Here is a 17,549-nt window from a genome sequence, read left to right on the forward strand (position 1 = left end):
AGTCATCCGATGGGACTCCTATACCCAGGCGCGCTCGCATTTTTCGCTCTCATCCCGGTGCTCGTGCTGGCGTATCTGGCCAAGGAGCGGCCGTCGCGCGTGACCGTCTCGAGCGTGCTGGCGTTCCGTGCACTGCGCGGTTTTCGGCGCGAGCGTTTCGGCGGATGGCCGCGGCTGGATTGGATGTTCTTCGCCGAGGTTTTGATCCTGAGCCTCGTGGTGCTGGCGCTGGCGGGTCCGTTCATCTGGAAGAGAACCGCGCCGCTCGCAGTCGTGCTCGACAATTCCGCCGCGATGCAGGCCGCGACGCGCCTAGGCAAGAGCCGTTTCGACATCGCGCGCGAAAAGCTCGACGCCGAATTGTCGGCTGAAGATGGCGGCGGCGAAATTTCCGTTTATGTCACCGCGCCGCAGCCGCGCCGCGTCGCGCCGCCGTTCAGCACGCTGACTGAGGCGCGTCTCGCGCTGTCGCGAATCAAGCCGACCGATGCGCCCAACGATCAAACGACGCTCGAAAACTTTCTCAGCAACCTCGCCTCGGAAGCGCGCCTCGCGAAGGTGATTTTCGCCGGCGCCAACGCGCTCGCCGCTCCGGTCCCCGCCCGCATTCATCCGATTGCGGTGGGTGACGCCGTCGCGAACGTCGCGATCGGCTCGTTCTCGCTGCGGCGCGAAGTCCTTGGCGCGGAAGCACTTCACGCCAGTATCACTATCGCCAACTTCAGCCCCGATACCCGCACGCTCGACCTCGTCGTGACAGGCGACGGCAAGGAAGTCGCCCACGCCAAGGAGGCGCTCGGCGCGCGCGAGACTGCGACGCTCGAGTTTCCCGCGATCCCGCCGGCGCGCATCTACGAGGCCAAACTCGCGCCGGACGACGCGCTCGCACTCGACAACGTCGCTTACGCGACGGCGGGCTCGGTCAAGAATGTGTCGATTCTCTTCATCAGCCCGACGCCCGCCGATGCCGAGGGACTGAATTCGATCCCCGGCGTCGCAGTCACCGCAAAAAGCCCCGATTCCTATTCGCCCGACGAACTCGGCACCTACGATCTCGCCATCTTTGAATACGCCGCGCCCAAGGAACTGCCCGGCGTGAACACGATGCTCGTGATGCCGCCGCCCGGCGATCCCGTTTTCGGGTTGACAGTCACGCCGACCGCGAAGGTGGAGATTGCGGGATGGCGCACGACCGACACGCTCACCGACTCGGTGAATTTCAGGCTGCTCAGCCTGCGCGGCGGCGAGTATTTCGGGGCGCACCCGTGGATGAGTCAAGTCGTGGGCGGCAATGGCGGCGCGCTAGTGCTGAAGGGCGAGCGCGGGGCGCATCGCTTTGTCGCGACCGGCTTCAACCCGTTCCCATATCTCGGACGCCGCAACCTGCCGATGTCGGTACTGACGCTCAATGCGATCAGCTATCTCGCGGGACTGGGCGGCAGCAGCAGCGGCTACCGGACGGGACAGCCGTGGCTGGTGCCCGCGGGTGTCGCGCGCGTGATACTGCCGTCAGGAAGAAAAGTCGGCGCACATCCCGGCACGCTTTTCACCGATGTGTCGGAGCAGGGAGTCTATGAGCTCGTCGGCGCCGGCGGAGCACAGACCCCGCGCGCGGTGAATCTTGCCGACCTGACCGAGTCCGATCTCTCCAGCTCGCCGTTGCTCAAAGTCGAGGCCGCAAACTCGGGTTCCACCGCCGAGCCGGTGATGGAAAAATCCTCGGTCAGCGACTACCTGCTTTTCGCGATCATCGCGCTGACGGCTCTGGAAGCGCTTATCCTCTATCGGCGCCACCGCACAATCGAGGCCGCGCCGTGATTCCCGCCGGCATGCCGCACGATCTAACGTTCGCTCATCGTGAGGTGCTGTACCTGCTCGCGATTCCCGCGGTCGTCTTGCTCTGGGGTCTTATCAACGCGCGCGAGCTTCGGCGCGTGTTTGCGCCGCTGATGCGCGCGATAGTGCTCGCTCTGTTCGTCGTCGCGCTCGCAAATCCGCAGCAAGTGATGCATTCGGAGGGCGCGGCGCGGCCGGCAATCGTCGATGCGAGTGCAAGTATCACGCCTGCCATGCGGGCGTGGACGCTCAAGCTGCTCCGCGACGACCTGGGGCTGCGCGCTGGAGATCCCGCGTGCATGTTCGCAACCGATGTGGCGCCGCAATCGATCGGCGGCGTCGAATCGGCTTTTGCCAACGGAACCGGATGCGCCGAATGCGGGCCCGGCGCGACCAATCTCGAAAGCGCGCTTTACCGAATCGCCGCGGATCCCGACGCGCACCGCGGCCCGGTCGTGATGGTCACCGACGGATGGCAGAATCGCGGCGACGCCGACCGCGCGGTAAGCGCAATCGTCAACGCCGAGATTCGCCTCGACATCTTCACGCCCCCCGGCGCGCGCTCGATTCCCAACGTCGCGATGACGGCGCTGTCGCTACCGCCTGCGCTCGAGAAAGCCGCGCCGTTCGAGCTCGGCGTCACGATGGAAAATCTCAACGACGCGCCGGTGACCGGTACAATCGCAATCGAGCGCGACGGCGCGCTGATCGATGAGCGCAAAGTGACGCTGGCGCGCGGCTCGCAGCGCTTCGACTTCCCCGTGCGTACCGAAACCGCCGGCCTGGTTTCGTACTCCGCGACCTATAAGCCCGACAATCCCGCGCTCGACGCGTACCTCGAAGACGACTCGCTAAAAGGATGGGTGGGAGTGGGCACGCGGCGCAAAGTTCTGATTCTCACCGACAGCGCCCGCGACGCGAACTATCTCGGCATCGTCGTCAATCGGATGGGACTCGAGCCAACTGTAGTGCCCGTCACCGGCGGGAGTTGGGACGGCACCGTCACGGGATATGACGCGGTGCTGATCAACAACGTGCCGAGCGAACGGATCGCGCCGGCCGCGCAGAACGCGATGGCGGCGTACGTGAGTCGCGGTGGCTCGCTCGCGATGGTCGGCGGCGATTCGAGCTTCGGCCTTGGCGGCTACGCGGACAGCCCGCTCGCGCAGGTAATGCCAGTGACGATGAAACCGCCGCAGCACAAGGAAAAGAAACGTGCGCTCGTTCTGATTATCGACAAGTCGGGCTCGATGGGCCGCAACGACAAACTCACCTACGCCAAGGCCGCGGCCGAGACCGTCACGAAAAATCTCAAGGACAACGACCTGATCGGCGTCATCGGATTCGACTCGCAGCCGTTCGTTGTCATCCCGTTGCAGTCGGTCGGACAGAGCCGCGCGTATTTCAATCAGATGATCGACCGGCTCTCGGCGCATGGCCAGACGTTCCTGATTCCCGCGCTGCGCGAGGCCGAACGAACGCTCGGCAACAGCGGCGCGCAGGTCAAGCACGTCGTGATCCTGACCGACGGCGAGACCGGCGGCACTGCCGAGATGTACTACGACCTCGTCTCGCGGATGCATCACGACGCGGACACGACGATCTCGACGATCGCGATCGGCCCGGACGCCAACGTCGATCTGCTGCAGGCGATCGCCAAGTACGGCGGCGGCTCGTACTACCAGACCGACAGCCCGCGCAATCTCCCGCAGCTTTTCGTCGAGGATTTCAAATCACACGGCGGCGAGATCACGATGGTGGAAAAAGAATTCACGCCGCGCACCGAAAGCCCCGACCCGATCCTGAAAGATCTCGCGGCGCGCCAGATACCGCCGCTGAAGGGCTACGTCTCGACCGAGATCAAGCCGCGCGCCACGATGGACATGTACGTCGATCGCAGCGGCACCCACGAGCCCGTAATCGCGAGCTGGAAATACGGCGCGGGCAAGGTGATGGCGGTGACGACGGACGCGAGCGGGCGATGGTCGGGAACGTGGGTCACCACTAATCTTTTTACGCCGTTGTGGGATCGCCTGCTCGCATGGATGACGCCGGAGATGCCGGCCGAGCCGAAGATCGACGTCGCACTCGGCTACAACGCGGGGCGCATCAATATGAAGCTCACCGACTACAACGCAGAGCCCGGCAACGCGGCGCGACTCGTCACCGTGCTCGTGACGCGTCCCGACGGCACCACGACGGAAACCGCGCTGACCGAGGAAGTGGTCGGCGAGTTGGCGGGATCAATCGACGCACCCGCGCCCGGCAATTACTACTTCGAAGTGCGCTCGCCTGCCGGCAAGGACAAGAAGTTCCCGCCGCTCGCGTTTACCGTCAGCCCTTCTGTCAACTCAGAGTTGCCGCGCCCCGAACCCAACTACGGGCTGCTCGAAAAACTCGCGTCCGCGACCGGCGGGCGTCTCAATCCGTCACCGGCGGAAGTCTCGACTGAGCGCGCCACACTCGAGCACCGCGCCTCGATGAATCCGTACCTGCTGGTCGCCGCGATGATTTTGCTTATTGCTGAAGCACTCGTCCGCCGCCTCACTACATGAAGAAGCACGATCCGATTCACCCCAACCATGGCGTGCAGCGCGACTATCCCGCCAAGGTAAAATTCTGTCCACTGTGCGGTGCCGCGATGGAATCGCGCATGCTGATGCTCGAGAACGGCGAGCGCAAAGTCTGCACGCGATGCAGCTTCGTCCTTTTCCCCGGACCCAAGCTGGTCGCTGGATGCTTCGTCATTGACGACGGCCGGGTGCTGCTGCTTCGCCGTGGTATCGAACCCGCCGTCGGTAGGTGGACGTTCCCGGGCGGCTACGTCGATTTTGGCGAAAACTCCGCCGACGCCGCAATTCGCGAGACGCTCGAGGAAGTCGGGATGCGAGTCGCGCTCGGCCCGCTGCTCGGAGTGTTCACTGATTCGATGACTCCGGCGATCACGGTCGTCGTTTATCTAGCCAGGCCCGGCAAAGAACCACCGTCGAAATCCGACGAGGCAAGCGAGGTCCGCTACTTCGCGCGCGACGACATTCCATGGCACGACGTCGCCTTCCCCACAACGACCGACGCCCTGACCGCATGGGTCGCCTCGACCCGAAAACCCCGCCAATCATCTTAAATTTCAGGCTTTGAGCATTAGCAATACTGACGTAACTGTGCTAAATAATTTATCTTGAACTCCCGGCACCTGCGGCCATTCCAAGTCAGGAAGGTGGCTTTTATGGAACGGGTTGAAGTAGTAGGCGGAAATATCTTCATCTTGCGGACGCGCCAGGTCGGTCCCGACTGGTGGTGTTGCGACCTCTACGAGAAAGTCGAAACCGACGCCGGCGTCGAGGCGTTCGTGCTCGAAGATTTCGGCCAATCGGAAATCGAGGCTATCGGGATGGCGCTGAGCGACGCGCACGAGCCCAACCACGTCCAGCATCACCACCACTGATTCGCGGCGCGCTGAATTTCAAACTTTCCCTGCCGACGGTAGTATTTTCTGCCGCTCGTAGTCCGCAGTAACAGTCTCGATTGAATCCGCCTGCTCAGGCGACTTGTCGTCGCGGATGCGCACGATACGGGCAAATCGCAACGCCATCCCGGCGTCGTAGTTCGGACTGCGCTGAATATCATTGTACGCAACCTCGACGACGACCTCAGGACGAACGGTCACCACTCCGTGCGACTCCGCAGTCTTGAGCGCGAGCAATCGCTCGGTCATCGCGCGGAATTGCTCATCGCTCAGGCCCTTGAAGGTCTTGCCGAGCATTGCGAACCCGCCGCTCTTCGCGCGTGCCGCGAGATGATAGTTGGAGAGCCACCCATGACGGCGTCCGTAGCCCCACTCTGCCGCGACGATCACCAGGTCTAGCGTGCGCGTGTGTTTTATCTTGAGCCATCCGCGCCCACGCGCGCCCGGTGTGTACGCGCTCGCGAGCGACTTCGCCATCACGCCTTCATATCCGGCGGCGACGGCGGCAGCGTAGAATTTTTCGGCGTCGGCGAGATTCGGCTTGATGATTCGTTCGACTATTTCCAGGCCGGCTGAGGACTGCAACGCTTCGAGCATGGAAATTCTGTCCGCCCACGGTCGATCGATCGTTAGAGCGCCGTCGAGCGCGAGCACGTCAAACACGTACAGTTTCAACGGTTGCTCGGTGCGCGCCTTCTCGACGTCGCGCGTGCGTCCAAAGCGCCGCATCAGATCCTGAAATGCGGCCGGACGCCCCGACGCATCGACGCCGATCACTTCACCGTCGAGGATTGCGTGGCGCGCGCCGATTCGCTTCACAACCTCGATCACGTCGGGGATGCTCTCGGTGATCTCGTTCAGCCGGCGCGAGAAAATTCGCACGCCACCATCGGCCGCATGATGAATCTGCACGCGCGCGCCGTCGAGCTTGTGCTCGAACGACAGTTCCGGGCCGAGCGTGGCGAAGGCTTCCGCGATATCTGCAACTGGAAACGCGAGCATCGGCTTGAGCGGCTTGACGGCGGTCAAAGATTTCTCAGCGACGGATTTTCCCGCGCCGGGCGAGCGGATTATTCGCACCACGCGGCCAAGGTCTGCCTCGAGCATGTGAATCCGGCGAACTTCACTGACCGGCCGCGCGCCCATCCGGGCGATTGCCTCCAGCATCAGCCCTTCGTTCACGCCGTGCCGCATCTCGCCGATCAAGATTTTCGCGATGTACTTGCCCTCGAACGCCGACGCGCGCGTGAACAGCTCGCGCAGCGCGTCGAGCTTGCGGTTGCGCGCGTGGCGCCCCTCGATCGCGGCAATCTCGGCGAATTTTTCGTTGAGCTCGCGAATCGTAAGCGTTTGTTCAGGGTCGGCCGCACGAAACTTGAGCGTCATCTCGACCGCCTCGCCGAAATCTTCGGCGGCGGTGAAGATGTCCTCGCCCTGGTCCGCGCTGTCCGTCATCTCGGCAACGATTTTCCAGATGGCGCGGCCGCTGATCTGGAGGCGCTTCTCCTCGCCCTGCTCGACCGCGCGGCCGACCATGAATCGCGCCGCGATCTCGGCTTCGTCGACGTCGAGCGCGGCGAGGAACGTGCCGACCGTCTCAGCCATCTGCAGCCGGCTCTGAGTCTGGCTGAGCGACTGGCATACGATCGCGAAGTCGTGGAACGAGGGCACGTACGAGATTAATGCCGCCCACCACGCATCGCGCAAGCGCCGCGACGATCGGCGCCTACGCGGCCATCGGGTGCGACTTCACGAACGGCAGAAACACCTTCAAAAATTCCTCGCGAGCATCCATGAACGCGTGGCCTACTTCCGGGATGATGTGCAATTTCGCGCCGGGTATCCGCGCCGCGATTATCTCGGAGTTTTTCGCCGGGAGCAGCACGTCCTCGGCGCCCGTGATAACCAGTGTCGGCGCCTTGATTTGCGGCAGGCGATCGAAGGTCTTCAGCGTGTAGGTCGCTTCGAGCTGGCGCTGGAACGCATACGGTGGAGTCGGATACTTGAGCAGGCGCGGAATCGCGGCCTCGAGCGTGGAGCGATTCTCCGCGATGTATTTCGGCGTATGCCCTAGCGGCCATCCGCGCCGAATCACGTCCGCCGGCGACACACCTTCGCGCGGTGCGGTCAGAATTTTTAACGATTCGGGCGGCGGCGGCACCGAGTGCGTTCCGCCCGCCGTGGTGCATCCGAGCGTGAGCGTCGCCGCACGCTTTTGGTGCCGAAGACCGAACTCCTGCGCGATCATCCCGCCCATCGAGACGCCAAAAACATGCGCCCGCGCAACCTCGAGCCGGTCGAGCACCCCCGCCGCGTCATCGGCGAACATCTCGATCGAATACGGCGCGTCGGGCTTGTCGCTCTGCCCGGTGTCGCGATTGTCGAAGGTGATCACGCGAAACGTGCGCGCGAGTTCGGCTACCAGCTCGGGATCCCACTGCGCCGAGCTGGCGCCGAGGCCCATGATCAGCAGTAGCGGCTCGCCTTTCCCGGCCACGTCGTAGTTGAGGTTGAGTTCGCCGACTTGAATCTTTGGCATTTCGATTTCCTTTCCGGACTGCGCCGCCGGCCGTCCGCGCTATTTGTTAGTGCAGAATCCCTGCTTCTTCATGTACTCGACGGAGTTTCCGGTCAGCGGGGATTGCGCCGTCGCGTCGGCCCGATAGACCGAGTTATGCTGCGGATCGTAATAGCACATCAGCTTGATAGCCTGGCCCGCAGGAATCTGAAACTCGATCGACTCGGGAGCGTTAGGCGACCCGTATGAACCCATCATCGAGGGCTGCGGCGACGGCGCCGCGGACCCTCCTTCTGCCTGGCACATCTTGACCGCATCGATCTCGCAACTGCCGGCTGCGGCGGGCGATATCTGCATGCTTGCGAGATCCATCCCCGGCGGTTGCGCGTTCTTGCTCGAGCACGACGCGGTGCAAATCGCGAGCGTCAGCGCCGCGGCCCCGGCAAGTCTCAAGATGTAGTGCTTTTCCATCACCACGGCTCGATCTCCGATTCAGGCTGCGGTCGAGGCATCCGCGCTTACGGCGGCCACGGCACGCTTCTCGCGTCCAGCCTTGCGGCATCGCAGGATCAGCTCGCTGCGCGCGATGTAGGCGGTCTCCTCGATCACGATTCCATAGCGCGCCAGGATCTCGCGGAGCATCTCCAGAGTGTAATGCGTGATGTGCTGGTCCTTGTATCCGCCCGGCATCAGGAAGCCGTAAACCGGCTCGATAATCCGCCAGCCAATCGTCGCGTAGTCGGGCGTGCCGAGGATCAGCGTGCCACCGGTCCGGAGCACCCGGTGCATCTCACCGAAAATCGACTCGTCGTATCGAATATGTTCAATGACCTGGGAGCTCATCACGCAGTCGAACGAACCGTCCTTGAATGGCAGCGCGAAGGCCGAGCCGTTGACCAGCGGGATTTCGTAGCGGCGCAGGAAGCGGAGCTTGGCGTAGTTGAAGTCCATGCCCACCACGTTGTTGAGGCTCTGCACGATCAGGCTCGAGCCGCATCCCGCATCGAGCACGCGGCCCAGGCCGCGCGCCCATAGCACGGTGATCCGATGGCGGCGGCGTTGCCAGTAACGTTGCGGCGGAATCAGGCTGTAGTAGGCGCGTTCGTCGTAGTCGGCGGACGCCAGCGAGTTGCGGATTTTCCACAGCGATAGCGAAGAACGGAAAATCTTCCATCCGAAGCTGAACAGCTTGGCGTGCGAGCGCCCCGCGCCGCGCGGAAAATAGGTGAACGGAATTTCCACGACGCTGAAGCCGCTGGCGTGGGCTTTGACCAGGATTTCTTCCTGCACCTCGAAATTCGCCGACGTGAGTTCCAGCTCCGCGAACACCTCGCGTCGGTACAGGCGATATCCGCTGGACATGTCGAGCACCGGTATCGAGAGCATCCGCCGCAACGCCTGGTTCAGAAACCAACTCGTCGAGCGGCGGATGAAGTCGGAGTAGGCGACACCGCCAAGCACGTAGCGCGACGCGACCACGATGTCCGCGCGCTTTCGGGCCCGCCACATCTTGATGATGAAATCGGGATCGTGCGACTGGTCGGCGTCGAGCGTCAGCAAGTAGTCACCGCGCGCCTCGGCAATCCCGGTCTCCAGCGCGCCCGCATATCCGCGCTTGCGTTCCCCAACGACTCGTGCACCGAGCGCCTCCGCCGTTTCGCGAGTGCCGTCCGTCGAGGGACCATCCACCACGACGATCTCGTGGGTAAGCCGCTCGCGCTCGAGCGACGCGATGAGCCTGGGGATCAAGACCCTCAGGTTCTCGGCCTCGTTCATGACCGGTAAAATTACGGAGACATCCATGCGGGCTCAGTTTCCTTTATGCTCGAAGAAAAGGGAATAAGCGGAACGTCGCGCGCCGGGCGCTCGCGTAGTAATCTCTTGAGTCAGATGAGAACGGGCGTGCGGGAAAAATCAATTTTGAAAACTATTGCCGTTGCCGCGATCGCGATTCTGGCGGCGAGTTCCACTCCGTCGTTTGCAAGAGTCATTCACCGTCATCCCACCGCGCCAAAGCACGCGCCCGAAGAAGCGCCCGCCGTTCCGCTGACCGCCATTCACGTGCTCGGAGACCGGCCTGCGCCGTTCGCCCTCGACGCAAAGGCCGCCATCATGATCGACGCCGACACCGGCGCGGTGCTGTACGCGTACAACGAACATGAGAAAATGCAGCCCGCCAGCCTCGCCAAGATCATGACGTTCTATATCACCCTCGACGCGTTGAAGGCCGGCAAGATCGCGCCTACGACCGACGTCACGATCAGCGAAAAGGCTTGGCGGCTCTCGATGAACGACACCGTCTCGCGGATGTTTCTCGGCGTCGGGCAGAAGGTCGCCGTCAACGATCTCCTCTTTGGCCTGATGGTGTCGTCGGGCAACGACGCCGCCGTGGCGCTCGCGGAATGTCTCGCTGGCAGCACCGACGCGTTCACGCAGATGATGAACGACAAGGCGAACGAAATCGGACTCAAGGAGACGCACTTCAACAACCCCGATGGATTGCCCGAGGAAGGCGAGTTCACGACCGCGGCCGACATGGTCGCGCTTGCCCACTCGCTCGTGAATCATCATCCGGAAGCGATCACGTACACGTCGGCCAAGGAATTCACGTTCGACAAAATCTCGCAGCCCAACTTCAACAAGCTGCTGCTCCACGACCAGCGGGTTAACGGGATTAAGACCGGCCACGTTGACGAAGCGGGCTATCACCTCGTCGCCTCGGCGTCCTCGAACGGGATGAATCTGCTGTCGGCCGTGTTGGGCGCGCCGAGCGAGGCGCGGCGCGTCACCGAATCCGAAAAGTTGGTCGATTGGGCGTTTCGCACTTTCGTCAGCTACCGGCCGGATTTGAAAAAAGCGATGCCCACGACGATACCGGTGCACGATGGCGTCGCCGAGACCGTCGCGATAGGGCCCAACGGCGACGCAGTGTTCACGCTGGGCCGCGGCGAAGAGACCAAGGTGACCGTCCAGTTCGAGCCCGCGGTGAGATATGTGGAAGCTCCCGTTCAGCCCGGCGGCTCGGTTGGCGATCTGACGGTCCTGCTCGGCGGCAAGCCGCAAGCGACGATTCCGATCATAACCAAAGCGGGAGTCGCTCGCGCTGGATTTTTCGGCCGCCTGCGTCAGAAGATCGGCCGGATGCTGTAAAGGCGCTAAGCTTCCAATTCCTCGAGTAGCGTTTTCGCTTCGCGCAGATCGCTGGTATAGAATCCCTCGGTGAATTGCGCGAAGGCCGGCGCCAGTATCGCACGAGCGTCATCGCGTCTGTCCGTTTTCATCAACAACCGGGCGAGGCTCGTCGCTGCTCGAAGTCTCCACGAGTTCGCTTGCTGGCTCACAGCAATCTCGATTGCGCGCCGGAAACATCGCTCGGCATCGGCGGCGCCGTCCCGGCGCAGTAGCATCGCCTCGCCGCGGAGCCTGTGAACTTCAACCTCGAGCAGCCGATGGTCCTTCTGCTCGATCCGCTGCGCAATCTGGTCGAGCGCTCGCAGACATTCGTCGATCCGCTTCATCGTAAGATACACTTCCGCCAGCATGACGAATGAGAACGTGTAGATCAGATCGGCGCCGCTTGCGGCCAGGCTCTCGACAGCCTCTTTCAGCATCGCCAGTCCGGACGTCATCGCCGCTTCATCGCCGCGAAACTCGCCTTCGCCGGCAATCGTGCGCCCAAGACACATCTTTCCCGCCGCCAGCCAGAAGGGAAGTCCGTTTTCGCGCGATAGTTCGATCAGCGCCTCCGAACGGGGCCGCACGTCGGCATACTCATGCCGGAAATGCATCAGCACGATAGCGTACAGGTTGGCGAACGCGACGCTGAAGGGACGGCGAAGGTGCACCGCCATTTCGTTTGCCTCATCCATCCGGCGTTTCGCCTGATCCGGGAAACCGGCCATATGAAGCGCCCACGCAAGATTGCAGCGCGACGGTGTGACCGGCGTCTGCATCATCGGCAGGTAGCGTGGAAGATCGCGGTCGAAGACTGTGCCGGCGATCTCCAGGTGTTCGCGCGCCGCGGGAAATTCACCCATCCAGAGCTGCGTCGCTCCCATCGCGTTGTGCGCCACCCCCAACGCGAGATCGGTCTGCATGCGCCCGGCCATCGCGAGCAGTCGATCCGCGAGCACGCGGCTCTCGCGCAATTGTCCGTTGGCATGATCGAAGCTCCACAGCGCCGCCAACACGCCGAAGACCTCGGGCGTCTCGCCGGCGCGGCGGCAGAGTTCCTGCGCGCGTTCGATGTTGATTGCCAGCTCCGGTGAAGAAAATCCCTGGACCGCGACGATCAGCGGCCCCAGCATCATCTGGATCTTGAGCTCAACCTGATCGCGCTCGCGCGATTCGGGCATCGTAGCGATCAGGCGCAACGCCTCGCGCGCGTAGCCGATCGCATCGTTGTATGCCGACCGCGCCCCCGCCTGCTCGGCCGCGCGGCGCAAATATTCGATCGCCTTGGATGCGTTGGCGCTGCGGCTGTAGTGATGCGCCAGTTCTGCCAGGTGATCATCGAGCGTCGCGCCAAACATCTCTTCGAGCGCCGCCGCTGTGCGTTCGTGAATAGTCCTGCGCCGTTGCATCAGCACGGAGTCGTAAGCAACTTCCTGCGTCAGCGCGTGCTTGAAGGTGTATTCGTTTTCTGGAAACGCCGGCTGCTCGTATATGAACTCCGCCGCCTGCAGGTTCGACAGCATCGGCGCAAGCTCGTCGTCGGGCTTCCCGACCACGCGCCGCACCAGCCCGATTGGAAATTCCTTGCCGATCACCGCCAGCGATTGCAGCAGGTCCTTGTCCGCCGCCCCCAGCTTGTCGATTCGCGCGGCCAGGATTCCCTTGACAGTCGACGGTATTTCGATCGACGTGAGCGGCTTGGCAAGCGACACCGCGCCGTCGCGCACCAGCACGCCCTGGTCGAACAACACCTGCGCCATCTCTTCCATGAAAAACGGATTGCCCTGGGTGCGCTCGATGATCGTCGCCTTCAACGAATCGAGCGCGGTGTCGTCGCCCAACATCGCCCTCAGCAGCTCTGCCGCGTTGTCGGGTTCCAGCGGATCGAGCCGCATCTGCGTGTAGTAGGTTTTGTTGCCCCAGTTGTGGCGGTACTCGGGCCGATAGTTGACCATCATCAGGATTTGCGCAGTGCCAATCGAGTCGGCCATCAGGTTGAGCAACGCCTCCGACTCCGCATCGACCCAGTGCAGGTCCTCGAAAATTAGAATCAGCGGCTGGTTGAGGCTCTCGCGCACGATGAGACTCTTGACCGCTTCGCGCGTCCGGCGGCGCCGAATCGAAGGATCCATTTCGTCGAGCCGCGCGTCGCCCGACGGAATTCCGAGCAGCGCGAATAGATGCGGCAGCGTATCTTCCAGCGCGCGGTCGAGCGCCAGCACTTTGCCCGTGACCTTCTCGCGCCGCGTCCGCGCATCGTCGCGATCGGCAATTCGAAAGTAACTCTTGAGCAAATCGACCACCGGCAGGTACGCCGACGCCTTGCCATGCGAGAACGAGAACGCCTCGAGCACCAGGCACTCGCTCTGCCGGCGCATCTTGAATTCGTGAAACAGGCGCGACTTACCGACGCCCGCCTCGGCCATCGCCGCCACGATCTGACCATGTCCGCCGCGCGCCAACTCGAGCGCTCTGTCGAGTTGCTCCATCTCGGCGCGCCGGCCCACGAACTTCGACAACCCGCGCGACGCCGACCTCTGCAGCCGCGTCCTCAGCGGGCCGATTCCGATCACTTCGTACACGTTAATCGGCTCGCTCACGCCCTTGATTCGCGCCGGGCCGAGCGGCTTCAGGTCGAAGTAGCCGGCCGTGAGTTTTTGTGTCTGCTCCGTGATGACGATTGACCCGGTCGGCGCGAGCGTTTGCATCCGCGCCGCCAGGCTCATCGAGTGCCCGATTGGCGTGTACTCGGTGTGCGCGTCGTCGGTGCGGATCGAGCGCACCACCACCTCTCCGGTATTGAGCCCCACGCGAATTTCGACCGGCGGATTTCCCGCCGCCCGCAGGCCTGCGGAATATTTCGCCATCTCCTCTTGCACGCGCAGCGCCGCGAAGAGTCCGCGCTGCGCATGATCTTCATGCGCCACCGGCGCACCGAACAGCGCGAAAATTCCATCGCCGGTGGATTGCACGATGTACCCGTCGTAGCGATGCATCGCGTCGATCATCAGCTTCAGCGCCGGATCGACGATCGCCCGCGCCTCTTCAGGATCGAGCCCTTCCATCAGGTCCATCGATCCCTTGATGTCGGCGAACAGCGCCGTTACCGTCTTGCGCTCGCCGCCGGCCTCGTCCGCGGCGGCCTGTTCGAGCCGCACCCGCACCGAAGGTCCGACAACTGGCGTAGCGCCCCTCTCGCTCGCGATGGCTTCCTGAGCCCCCGTCAACGCCATCCCGCATTCACCGCAAAATTTGAACTCGGGCGGATTCCCCAGTCCGCAGCGCGGACACCGGTTACGAAGCGCAGCCCCGCAATTGCCGCAGAACTTCATCCCGCCCGGATTCTCCGTCCCGCAACTAGAGCATCGCATCGCGAATGAGCTTATCTCGGCAACGAGGGTTTGGCCTATCGGTCTAACTGAAGAGCGCAACCGCCTCTCTGTCTCCTCGCCCATCGAGGAGAGTTACGCGTACCCCACCTCGAAGCTCTTCCCCTCTCCCTGCTAGGGAGAGGATTAAGGTGAGGGTCGAATTAGGGTGTCGCGTTCCGCGCCACCGATTACCCGCCTCGCCCGCTTAGTCGCGGGAGAGGCCACGCCGAAGGCGCGGGTGAGGGGGATTACAGCGCGCGATTTTCGCGCGCGATTCAAGATTCTGTTTCTGCCCGAAATCCGACAAATCCTCAGGGGGGTGAACTTTTCAGCCTGCCAAGTCGCGCACAGAACGCGCTATGCTTAACCGCATGGACTGCTCTCAGGTTACTCCAAACGTTCCGGCCTCAAGCACCTTCCTTCAGCGCCTGACGCCATGATTTCCGAAAACAAAATTTGACGGAACGAAACTACCGATGGTGGTGTCGCCACCATCGAACCACTATTAGTGGTAGAAATTAGGGTATGGCGGCCATGACGGATCGCGCGAACTCACCACTTGAGGCCCATCGCCTCGGTAAGGAACTTCATGAACGGTGCCGACGATGCGCACGCTTTGGAAAACAAATCCATGAACTCCGCCGAGCAGACTTCCTTGCGCGTGAACTCTGTGCCGCCGATGAAGTCCTTGCGCTTGAGATCCTCGATCATCGGATGCTCGGGACTGTAGCCCTTCGGTGGACGCGACAGCATGTCGCCCATCATTTCGAATCGCGCCTTGAATTTACGATCGTCGATGGCGCCCTTCCATTTCGCGGGCCGCGCGACGATCGCGTCGCGAATCTTGGCGACTGTGTCCGCCTGCGGATGCCACACGCCAACGCCGGCGAAAGCCTCCGCCGGCGACAGCGACAGATAGAACGACGGCGAATTGAAGTGCGCGCCGTCGCGATGACCGAACGCCGCCGACGCATTGGTGTGATACGGCGTCTTGTCGCGCGAGAAACGCAGGTTGCGGTAGATGCGCATCATCGATCCGCCCGTCGGGCGCGGATCGGCGACGTAGTTCGGGCTGATTTTTCGCAGGCGCGGCGCGAAGTCCGCGATGAATGCGAGCATCGGCTCGCGCACGTCGCGCTCGTAGCGCGGCTTGTTCGCCATGAACCAGTCGCGATTGTTGTTGCGGCTCAGTTCCTCGAAAAATTCAAAAAATCGCGGAGTGAAGTACCGCTGTGCCATCGCTCCGACTCACGCCTCAATGAATTCGTTGAAGATTTTGAAGAAGCGGTCCGGCTGATCGCGATGCACCCCGTGACCCGCGTTCTCGAACACCTCGAGCCGCGCCATACCCGGCGTCATCGCCGCGGCGATATCTTTCGAGTCAGCCACAGGCAGGATCGGATCGAGTTCGCCCGCGGTAATCAACGTCGGGCACTTTATCTTTCCAAGGTCGGGCAGAAAGTTGAAGGTGTGCGATTCGTGCAGGAAAAATTCCGCCATCAACTTCGGATTCATCACCGCGCGCTGAATAAACTCGGGCGGCGACGGAGTCCGGTTGTACAGCGGCAGACACTTTTTCTGATAGTCGGCCATCGCTTCCGGCCCTGGATTGTCGAAAAATCGCCGCGCCACCTCGCGCACATCCGGCCCGCCCAGCTTCTCGAACATTTCCAGCGATCGATCCTGCCGCGATACTGCCGCCGTGCTGCTCAGCACCAGCTTGCCGGGATGCTCAGGATGGCGCGTCGCATACGACATCGCGACCATGCCGCCGAACGAGACGCCGAGCACGATCGGGTGCTCGATCTCCAGCGCCGCGCAAAACGCGCGCACGTCGTCGCCCCATTGCGCGAGATTCCATTTCGCCGGATCGCCGTGATCGCTGCGCCCGTTGCCGCGATGGTCGAGATAGATGACCTGCGCGGCCTCCGCGAGCCGCGAGAAGTCAGGCTTGAAGTTCGAATGATCGAAGCCGGGTCCGCCGTGCAGCAGGACTACGGTCGGCACCTCGCGCATCTTCACGCCGTCGGGCCGCAGCTTCGCGCCTTCTACATCGAAGAACAGTCGAACGTCGCCAATACTTACCCGCATGGGCGAAATCACTAACGCGAACGCCCGCCAGGTGCAAACCGTTCGCTACGCGAACCAGTATGAGGAGCTACCGCTCGATGCGCAGGTGGAAGATGCCGTCGCGCGCCGTCGATTCAAGCACCGCGTAGCCCTCCGCCTCCGCGGCGCTCGGGATGTCGCGCGCGCCGCGCGGATCATCGAGCGTCAGTTCGAGCACCTCGCCGCGTGCCATCTGCTCGAGCCGTACTTTCGCACGCGCCCAGTTGAGCGGACACTTGACGCCTCGCAGGTCGAGGCGAACGGTTTTGTCGCGCGCTTCCATGCCTGCATGATTCTTACCACACCGCGCGCGCCCGTGAATCTGCCGCGCGAAATCGCTAAGCTGGCGCGATGTTTCTCGAAAGCTCCGAGCTCTACGACGCCATCTATCACTTCAAGAACTACGCGCGCGAGTGCGAGATTCTGCGCGCCGTGATTGCGGTGGCCGCGCCGGGAGCACGCACGATTCTCGACGTGGCGTGCGGCACCGGCGAGCACGACAAATTTCTGAAGGAGCACTACGCGGTCGACGGCGTCGATCTCAACGAAAACTATCTTGGCGCCGCGCGCGTGAAGAATCCCGCCGGACGCTACACGCGCGGTGACATGACGGATTTCGATCTTGCGACGACTTACGACGCGGTGACCTGCCTTTTCAGCGCGATCGGCTACGTGCGCACCATCGATCGCATGAATCGTGCGATCGCAAGCATGGCGCGTCACGTAAAGCCCGGCGGCGTGCTCATCGTCGAGCCCTGGATTACTCCGGACGGTTGGAAATCCGGCAATACTTTCATTCATGCCGGCGAAATCGGCGCTGACAAAGTCTGCCGCATGAGCCTCAGTGGCCGGGAGGGCAATCTATCCGTCGTGCTCATGCACTATCTCAGGGGCACGCCCGACGGCATCGAGCACTATAGCGAGCGGCTCGAGCTCGGTTTGTTCACGCGCGACGAAATGACCCGCGCATTCGAGTCGGCGAAGATGCAAGTGCGCTACGACACCGAGGGCCTGATGGGCCGTGGCCTCTACATCGCGCACCCACGGCAGGGGTGACCCCTGCACCCAGTTTTAA

Annotated in this window: 14 protein-coding genes and 1 pseudogene; 6 read left to right on the forward strand and 9 right to left on the reverse strand. The window is 62.7% G+C overall.

The features are described 5' to 3' along the window. The first annotated feature begins 9 nt into the window (after window positions 1-9). The 4 genes from VJX68_RS03375 (at window position 10) to VJX68_RS03390 (ending at window position 5,281) form a co-directional block, all read left to right on the forward strand. Window positions 10-1,818, forward strand: a complete 1,809-nt coding sequence (locus VJX68_RS03375; protein WP_324094238.1) for a vWA domain-containing protein — start codon at window positions 10-12, stop codon at window positions 1,816-1,818. Then, window positions 1,815-4,391, forward strand: a complete 2,577-nt coding sequence (locus VJX68_RS03380) for a VWA domain-containing protein (RefSeq protein ID WP_324094239.1) — start codon at window positions 1,815-1,817, stop codon at window positions 4,389-4,391. Before VJX68_RS03375 ends, VJX68_RS03380 begins: the two co-directional genes overlap by 4 nt. Then, entirely contained in the window at window positions 4,388-4,960 is a 573-nt protein-coding gene (locus tag VJX68_RS03385; RefSeq protein ID WP_324094240.1) for an NUDIX hydrolase, read from the forward strand. Before VJX68_RS03380 ends, VJX68_RS03385 begins: the two co-directional genes overlap by 4 nt. Before the next feature lie 102 nt (window positions 4,961-5,062). Next, window positions 5,063-5,281, forward strand: coding sequence for a hypothetical protein (locus tag VJX68_RS03390; RefSeq protein ID WP_324094241.1), 219 nt, complete (start codon window positions 5,063-5,065; stop codon window positions 5,279-5,281). An 18-nt stretch (window positions 5,282-5,299) separates the two neighbouring features. Here VJX68_RS03390 and VJX68_RS03395 read toward each other — a convergent pair whose 3' ends face one another. From VJX68_RS03395 to VJX68_RS03410, 4 genes are read right to left on the reverse strand one after another with little or no spacing between them, the layout of a single operon-like run. Beyond that, window positions 5,300-6,973, reverse strand: coding sequence for an ATP-dependent DNA ligase (locus tag VJX68_RS03395; RefSeq protein WP_324094242.1), 1,674 nt, complete (start codon window positions 6,971-6,973; stop codon window positions 5,300-5,302). A gap of 55 nt (window positions 6,974-7,028) precedes the next feature. Beyond that, window positions 7,029-7,841 (reverse strand): alpha/beta fold hydrolase, encoded by an 813-nt coding sequence (locus tag VJX68_RS03400; protein WP_324094243.1) that lies wholly within the window; start codon window positions 7,839-7,841, stop codon window positions 7,029-7,031. 39 nt (window positions 7,842-7,880) lie between these two features. After that, window positions 7,881-8,291 (reverse strand): hypothetical protein, encoded by a 411-nt coding sequence (locus tag VJX68_RS03405; RefSeq protein WP_324094244.1) that lies wholly within the window; start codon window positions 8,289-8,291, stop codon window positions 7,881-7,883. A 21-nt stretch (window positions 8,292-8,312) separates the two neighbouring features. After that, the gene (locus tag VJX68_RS03410; RefSeq protein ID WP_324094245.1) at window positions 8,313-9,623 is read right to left on the reverse strand and encodes a glycosyltransferase; all 1,311 of its coding nucleotides are present in this window, start codon (window positions 9,621-9,623) and stop codon (window positions 8,313-8,315) included. A 117-nt stretch (window positions 9,624-9,740) separates the two neighbouring features. Between VJX68_RS03410 and VJX68_RS03415 the strand changes: the two genes are divergently transcribed. Next, on the forward strand, window positions 9,741-10,970 hold the full coding sequence (locus tag VJX68_RS03415; protein WP_324094246.1) for a D-alanyl-D-alanine carboxypeptidase family protein: 1,230 nt from the start codon (window positions 9,741-9,743) through the stop codon (window positions 10,968-10,970). Between the two features lie 5 nt (window positions 10,971-10,975). Here the strand turns inward: VJX68_RS03415 and VJX68_RS03420 are convergent, their stop codons facing one another. From VJX68_RS03420 to VJX68_RS03435, 5 genes and pseudogenes are all read right to left on the reverse strand, one after another. After that, entirely contained in the window at window positions 10,976-14,227 is a 3,252-nt protein-coding gene (locus VJX68_RS03420; RefSeq protein ID WP_324094247.1) for an adenylate/guanylate cyclase domain-containing protein, read from the reverse strand. A gap of 12 nt (window positions 14,228-14,239) precedes the next feature. Next, window positions 14,240-14,449: pseudogene (locus VJX68_RS19270) on the reverse strand (zinc ribbon domain-containing protein); the annotation flags it as partial. 468 nt (window positions 14,450-14,917) lie between these two features. After that, window positions 14,918-15,604: a DUF2461 domain-containing protein gene (locus tag VJX68_RS03425; RefSeq protein WP_324094248.1), complete on the reverse strand. Its 687-nt coding sequence runs from the start codon at window positions 15,602-15,604 to the stop codon at window positions 14,918-14,920. A gap of 9 nt (window positions 15,605-15,613) precedes the next feature. Beyond that, complete coding sequence (locus VJX68_RS03430; protein ID WP_324094249.1) at window positions 15,614-16,456, reverse strand: alpha/beta fold hydrolase; 843 nt, start codon at window positions 16,454-16,456, stop codon at window positions 15,614-15,616. A gap of 67 nt (window positions 16,457-16,523) precedes the next feature. Then, window positions 16,524-16,757, reverse strand: a complete 234-nt coding sequence (locus tag VJX68_RS03435) for a sulfurtransferase TusA family protein (protein ID WP_324094250.1) — start codon at window positions 16,755-16,757, stop codon at window positions 16,524-16,526. A 68-nt stretch (window positions 16,758-16,825) separates the two neighbouring features. Between VJX68_RS03435 and VJX68_RS03440 the strand changes: the two genes are divergently transcribed. Further along, window positions 16,826-17,530 carry a class I SAM-dependent methyltransferase gene (locus tag VJX68_RS03440; protein ID WP_324094251.1) on the forward strand — a complete coding sequence of 235 codons (705 nt, stop codon included), beginning with the start codon at window positions 16,826-16,828 and terminating at the stop codon, window positions 17,528-17,530. The last annotated feature ends 19 nt before the right edge of the window (window positions 17,531-17,549 follow it).

Source organism: Binatus sp. (SeqCode), from assembly GCF_035272065.1.
Lineage (GTDB): Bacteria > Desulfobacterota > Binatia > Binatales > Binataceae > Binatus.